The following is a 6,623-nucleotide window of genomic DNA, read 5'->3' as shown; positions in this document are numbered from 1 at the left end:
TGGCTCTCTGCTTAAAACACGAACTTTAGACTGATTAAAAGTTTTTAACGTGCCGAAGTTTGGCATCATATTCGGTCGTGTAAGTTAAATTTCGGGCACGGTTATCTATAACTTATACTATAACTAAATCCTTTTTAAAGATCTTCTTAAAACTGCTACATATCTTTGAAATATCAGGGGTAGAAAACTTATAATTTAAAGTAGAAACTACATTTATTACCACAGTGTCTTTTTCTATATGACAAGCTATATTAGCTAAGTAAATACCAACACTCTTACTAATAGCTTCAGCTATATTTAACAGTAATGCAAGTTTTCGTATGGTCTTTATATCATCTTTAGTAATTATATTTTCATAATTTAGATCATTTAATTTATAATCATCTTTATGATGAAACGCAGTTATATATGCACTCATTAATAATTCTCTGTGGCTTAGTCCATACAAAGGAGAATTAATTATAAGATATTGTGAGTGTAGATTATGTGTGTAGTAGTTAACAGCTATTCCACAATCATGGAGCATGGATGAAGTTTTTAATATCTTTTCTACATTTTCATCTATATCAATTATATCAGATAGTTCAATAAATAATTTTTTTACAATTCTGTATGTGTTCTCTCCATGTTTGTTGTTCATACTATGATTTAATAATAAATTATTTATTGAAAAGTCTAATACGTCCTCAATGGAAGAACCATGTTTTGTAATATATTCGTAAATTAAGCCTTCTCTTAAACCGTTACCACTTACTAAAAGTTTATCTATGGCACAAAATTTTATAAGTGAACAAACTGCAGAACAAGCACCAGAAAAAATGTCAGCCCTTTCCTTTGATAGACCTCTAATTTTCTTCTTTTCCTCAAGGTTTTTACTCTTTACCAAATTATAAATATTAAGTACATCATCGGAAGTCATTTCGTAGTTGTGTGTAATTGCTAAAGGATAATTTTTTAACTTTTTATCTATTTTAGCTATGTTTCTTATAGTACCACCTACGCCAACTAGCGAAAGGAATTCAATTTCAGACATCCAAGGAATACTTCTAAAAATATCATAGAAAAATTCATGGATTTCCTCTTCTTTTTCTGGTGTAATATCGTCATAAATACGGAACTTTTCAGTAATATTTATTGCCCCGAAAGGTAGACTTATACTTTTATATATTTTCTTATCTTTAACTAGAATTAATTCAGCACTACAACCACCTATGTCCATAATTAAAGTATCTTTAATATCCATACTATGAATAACACCTAAGTAATCATAGTATGCTTCTTCTTCACCTGATAGTATTCTAATATCTAAAGCAGCAGCATCTTTAGCTAATCCTAGGAATACATCTTTGTTGTTAGCCTTTCTTACAGCTTCAGTAGCTACGGCTATAATTTCATGAACTTCAGTAGAATTACAAATATCTTTAAAAAATTTTAAGGTCTTAATGGCTTTTTCCATACGCTCTGAACTTAAATTAAGATTTTCGTCCATATCTTCTCCAAGTCGTACGGTTTCCTTTAATTCATCAATTATTTTAAATGAATTATTTTCACCTATCCTTAAAAGTACTAAACGTATTGAATTAGAACCAATATCTATAACTCCTATTTTCTTCATATATTCTCTCCTTTTAAAGCATAACTAATAAAGTGAAACTTCACTTACATGGATAAAATAATCTAACAGTAATATTAAAAATTTTTCATAAGAAACTATTATATTGACTATATTATGTTTAACTTAATTTTTCAAGTATTTTTACATATAATATAAGTAAATAGTACAATTTTTATATATTAAACATTAATTAAATTATGATATTAATTTACATAAATTGTTTGTAGAAAAAACACATTTATATTTTATTATATGTAAAACCTGGTTAAATATTGCTAAAATTTTGTCGTATATAGTATAATTGAAATAAATTTGTATGAAGGAAAGGGAAATTATATGAAGACGGAAGTAGTATCTGTTATTGATGTGGGATCTAACTTTATAAGAATGATAATTGCTCAAATTATGCAAAATGGCGAGATAACAACTATTGAAGAACTCAACAAATCTAGTAACATAGGCAGAGACACCTTCTCTTATGGTAAAGTTAACCCCGAGGCCATATATGAAACCTGTGAAACTTTAAGTGGATTTGCTAAGATTATGAACGATTATAAAGTAAAAAAATATAAAGCTGTATCTACCAGTGGTATTAGAGAAGCTGATAACAGAGATTATGTTTTAGAACAAATAAGATTAAAAACAGGATTAAGTGTAGAAACTATAAATAGCGCTCAAGAACGTTTTTATATGTATAAAGCTATATGGAATAACTTCTCTAAGGTTCCAGGAATGTATGATGGTGGATTTTTACTAATAAATATAGGTTCAGGTGGTGTAGAGGTATCTGTATATCACAAAGGAAGTCTGAAGTTTACTGAATATGTTAAGATAGGATCTTTAAGAATAAGAGAGATGCTTTCAGGATTAGAACTTGTAAATTTAAATTTTTCACAGATAATGAAAGAATTTATAGAAAGCAATATAAATCAAATTAAACACTATATAGAAGTTATTAATATTAGTAACTTTATAGGATTAGGTGGAGAACTAGCAACTATATCTAGAATATATCCAAGTAACAAAGAAGACACTGTACCACAATTTATAAAAAAAGAACATATAGAAGAATTATATAAAAAGCTTAAATTTATGACTACGGAACAGATTATAAATGAATATGAACTATCTAAAAAATCAGCAGAACTTTTATTACCTTCTGTTTTAATATTTTATACGTTCCTTAATATGACAAAAGCAAAAGGAATTTATGCACCAATGGTATCTCTAAGACATGGTATTATAGCAGACGTGGCTGATGAATCAATGAATACTAAGAGGAAAGAGGATGCCATAAATGATATTATAAGTTCAGTATGGTATATAGGGCAAAAGTATGGAATAGACAAAATACATACTTCACATATTGAAAATATAGCTTTAAATATTTTTGATAGGACAAAGGAAATTCATAGATTAGAACATAGAGAAAGATTATACCTTAGGGTAGCAGCTATCTTACATGATATAGGCAAATACGTAAACTTAAGCGACCATAACCTTCATTCATATAATATTATATATTCTCAAGATATATTAGGATTCTCAAACCAAGAGCTAAAGATAATTGCAAACATAACTAAATATCATCTTGAAGAAAATCCAAGTTTAAAGGATGAAGAGTATAGATCAGTTGATAAGTATGGAAGAATAATTATATCTAAGTTATCAGCCATCCTTAAACTTGCAGAAGCCTTAGATATGTCTCATAAACAGAAGGTAAAAGAGGTAAGGATATCAGCACATGATAGAGAACTTTTGTTTCATATTAGGGCAAAGGAAGATATAGCACTTGAAGAGTGGAGTTTTAAGAATAATTCTTCATTTTTTGAAGAAGTTATGGGCTATAAGCCTATAATAAAAAGTAAAGGGGACTGTTAGTATGACAAGTAATAAGTATAAACCTCATAACTTTATAAATAGAGAGCTAAGTTGGCTTGAATTTAATGAGCGTGTTTTAGAAGAAGCTCAAGATAGTAATAATCCCCTCCTTGAGAGATTAAAGTTTCTATCTATTGCAAGCTCAAATTTAGATGAGTTTTTCATGGTTAGAGTAGGCTCCTTAAAGGATCAGCTAGCTGTAGGATTTGATAAACGTGACGCAGCAGGTTTAAATGCTAAAGAACAATTACAGCATATTTTAATCAGAACACACAAAATGGTTCATGATCAGTATAATTGTTTTAATCGATCGCTAATTCAAGCTCTAAGAAAAAAGAATATAAATCTATTAAAAGGAGAAAAACTAAGTAAGAAGCAAAAAGAATTTGTAAGAGAGTACTACATTAAATCTGTATACCCAGTTTTGACACCTATGGTAGTTGATAAAAGTAGACCGTTCCCTCTTATATTAAATAAAAGTCTTAATATTGCAGTATTACTAGAAAATAATGAAGATAGAGAAGAGAATATATTTGCTACAGTTCAAGTTCCTTCTGTACTGGGTAGGCTAGTAGAATTACCTAGTGAAAGTAATGAAAGATGTTTTACTCTAATGGAGGAAGTTATAAAACTACACATGGAAGAGTTATTTAAAGGACACAATATAATAGATATGGGATGTTATAGAATAACGAGAAATGCAGATTTAGATTTCAATGAGGAAGGAGCAGAAGACTTACTTGAAGAAATCCAACAATCTCTTAGAAGAAGAAAATGGGGATCTGTTATAAGAGTGGAAACAGAACAGGAAATAGCAGATAAAATACTGAATTTGTTGGAAGAAGAGTTAGAAGTTGATGAAAACAGTGTATATAAGATTAAAGGGCCTTTAGATTTAACTTTTCTTATGAAGCTAAGTTCTATCAATGGTTTTGAATATTTAAAATATGATAAATTTAGGCCTCAAAAGTCTATAGAATTTAAGGATAGTGACAATATTTTCGAGGCCATATCTAGTGGTGATATTATGATACATTGTCCATATGAATCCTTTGATCCTGTAGTAGAACTTGTTGAAAAGGCGGCAGAAGATCCTAATGTACTAGCGATTAAACAAACTCTCTACAGAGTAAGTGGTAATTCACCTATTGTAAATGCATTAGCTAAGGCAGCGGAGAATGGCAAACAAGTCACAGTTCTAGTTGAACTTAAAGCTAGATTTGATGAAGAAAACAACATAATATGGGCACAACGTCTAGAAAAAGCAGGTTGTCATGTAATATACGGATTAGTAGGACTTAAGACTCACTGTAAGATTTTACTTATTGTGAGACGTGAAGAAAACGGAATAAAAAGATATGTTCATTTGAGTACTGGAAACTATAATGATGTTACTGCAAAAATTTATACGGATTTAAGTATATTTACTTCAAACCCTTATTTTGGTACAGATGCTTCTGCTCTTTTTAATATGATTTCTGGCTATTCAGATTTAACGCAGATGTATAATTTTATTATAGCACCTATAAATATGAGAGAAGAGTTTATAAAACTTATCAATAGAGAAACAGAAAATGCTAGGAACGGCAAAAAGGCGAAAATAATTGCAAAAGTTAACGCTTTAGTTGATCAAGAAATTATAGAAAGTCTTTATGATGCTTCTAGTGCAGGGGTAGATATAGACTTAATAATAAGAGGTATTTGTTGTTTAAGGCCTGGAGTTCCTGGGGTTAGTGAAAGAATAAGAGTGAGAAGTATAGTGGGAAGATTTCTTGAGCATAGCAGAATTTATTACTTTTATAATAATGGAGAAGAGGATATATATTTATCTAGTGCTGATTGGATGACCAGGAATTTAGATAGAAGAGTTGAATTACTATTTCCTGTAAAAGAAGAAAAAAATAAAAGAAGACTTAATGAAATATTAAATATATATTTAAAAGATACTATTAAAGCGAGAATATTAAATAAAGATGGTACTTATACTAAGATAGATAGAAGACGAAAAGAATCTATAAACAGCCAGGAGTACTTCTATAAGGAGGCTGCTGCTTTAGTAGTTGCTGCAACCATAGAAAAAAGGGATAAGTTTGAACCCATCAATTCATACAACTTATAATACATGTAGTTGTACATTACACTAGCAGTTGTAGATCAAGGACTTCTATGTACTAGGTTAGCTAGAATGTAAATTTCATTTACAAGTATATATTGAACTCGGGGAGTGATGAATTTGAATAAGAACATAGGGTTTATTGGTTGGGGAAATATAGCTCAGGCAATGATTAGTGATATATGTAAATCAAAGTTAGTGCCTAGTAACAATATGATGGTTAGCAATGTTTCTACGGAAATTTTAGAATTAATTAAGAATAAATATGGGGTTTTAACTACAGATGACAATAAAGAAGTTGCAGAATTTGCTGATATACTTTTCTTATCCATAAAAACAGATAAACACGAAGAGATAACAGATGAAATTAAGGACTGTATTAAAGAAGATGTTACTGTAGTAACTATTTCGCCAGCTATAAATTTAAAAACCATAGAAGTAGCCTTTGGAAGAAAAGTGAAAGCAGTAAGAGCAATGCCAAATACACCTACCCTTGTAGGAGAAGGCATGAGCGTTATATGTCATAATGAAATGGTTGACAAAGATGACCTTAAGGATATAATTAAAATATTTCAATGTTTTGGCAAAGCTGAAATAATAGATGAGAGTCTTATGGATATAATTCCTGCTATTAGTGGTTCTTCTCCAGCATATGCATATATGTTTATTGAGGCTATAGCGGAAGGTGGTGTATTAAGAGGACTACCTTGGAAAAAAGCATATAAGCTTGCAGCACAATCAGTTTTAGGAGCAGCTAAAATGGTTTTGGAGACAGATCAGCATCCAATAGAACTTCGAGATAAGGTTTGTTCACCAGGAGGAGCAACTATAGCAGCATTATATAGTCTTGAAAAAAATAACTTTAAAGGAACTATTATTGAGGCTATGGAAAGATGTACTGAAAAAGTCATAGAAATGTCAAGCAGTAAATAATTAGATATAGATAAACACGCCCGAAATTTAACTTATACGACCGGATATATTACCATGTTTCGTCACGTTAAATATTTTTAA

At 29.9% G+C, this 6,623-nt stretch carries 4 protein-coding genes; 3 read left to right on the top strand and 1 reads right to left on the bottom strand.

All coding sequences use genetic code 11. The annotated features are described in order from the left end of the window. Window positions 1-112 precede the first annotated feature (112 nt). The gene (ppx, locus tag HGI79_RS21795) at window positions 113-1,615 is read right to left on the bottom strand and encodes an exopolyphosphatase (protein WP_185652775.1); all 1,503 of its coding nucleotides are present in this window, start codon (window positions 1,613-1,615) and stop codon (window positions 113-115) included. Between the two features lie 336 nt (window positions 1,616-1,951). Between ppx and HGI79_RS21790 the strand changes: the two genes are divergently transcribed. The 3 genes from HGI79_RS21790 to proC all read left to right on the top strand — a co-directional run bounded on the left by HGI79_RS21790 (window position 1,952) and on the right by proC (window position 6,542). Then, window positions 1,952-3,496, top strand: a complete 1,545-nt coding sequence (locus HGI79_RS21790; protein ID WP_185652774.1) for an HD domain-containing protein — start codon at window positions 1,952-1,954, stop codon at window positions 3,494-3,496. A gap of 1 nt (window position 3,497) precedes the next feature. Then, on the top strand, window positions 3,498-5,615 hold the full coding sequence (locus HGI79_RS21785) for an RNA degradosome polyphosphate kinase (protein ID WP_185652773.1): 2,118 nt from the start codon (window positions 3,498-3,500) through the stop codon (window positions 5,613-5,615). A 114-nt stretch (window positions 5,616-5,729) separates the two neighbouring features. Then, window positions 5,730-6,542: a pyrroline-5-carboxylate reductase gene (gene proC / locus HGI79_RS21780; protein WP_185652772.1), complete on the top strand. Its 813-nt coding sequence runs from the start codon at window positions 5,730-5,732 to the stop codon at window positions 6,540-6,542. The last annotated feature ends 81 nt before the right edge of the window (window positions 6,543-6,623 follow it).

The sequence above is a fragment of the Clostridium sp. DJ247 genome, from assembly GCF_014231265.1.
Note: the sequence above shows the minus strand (reverse complement) of the source record. Positions and strands in the feature narration are given on the sequence as shown.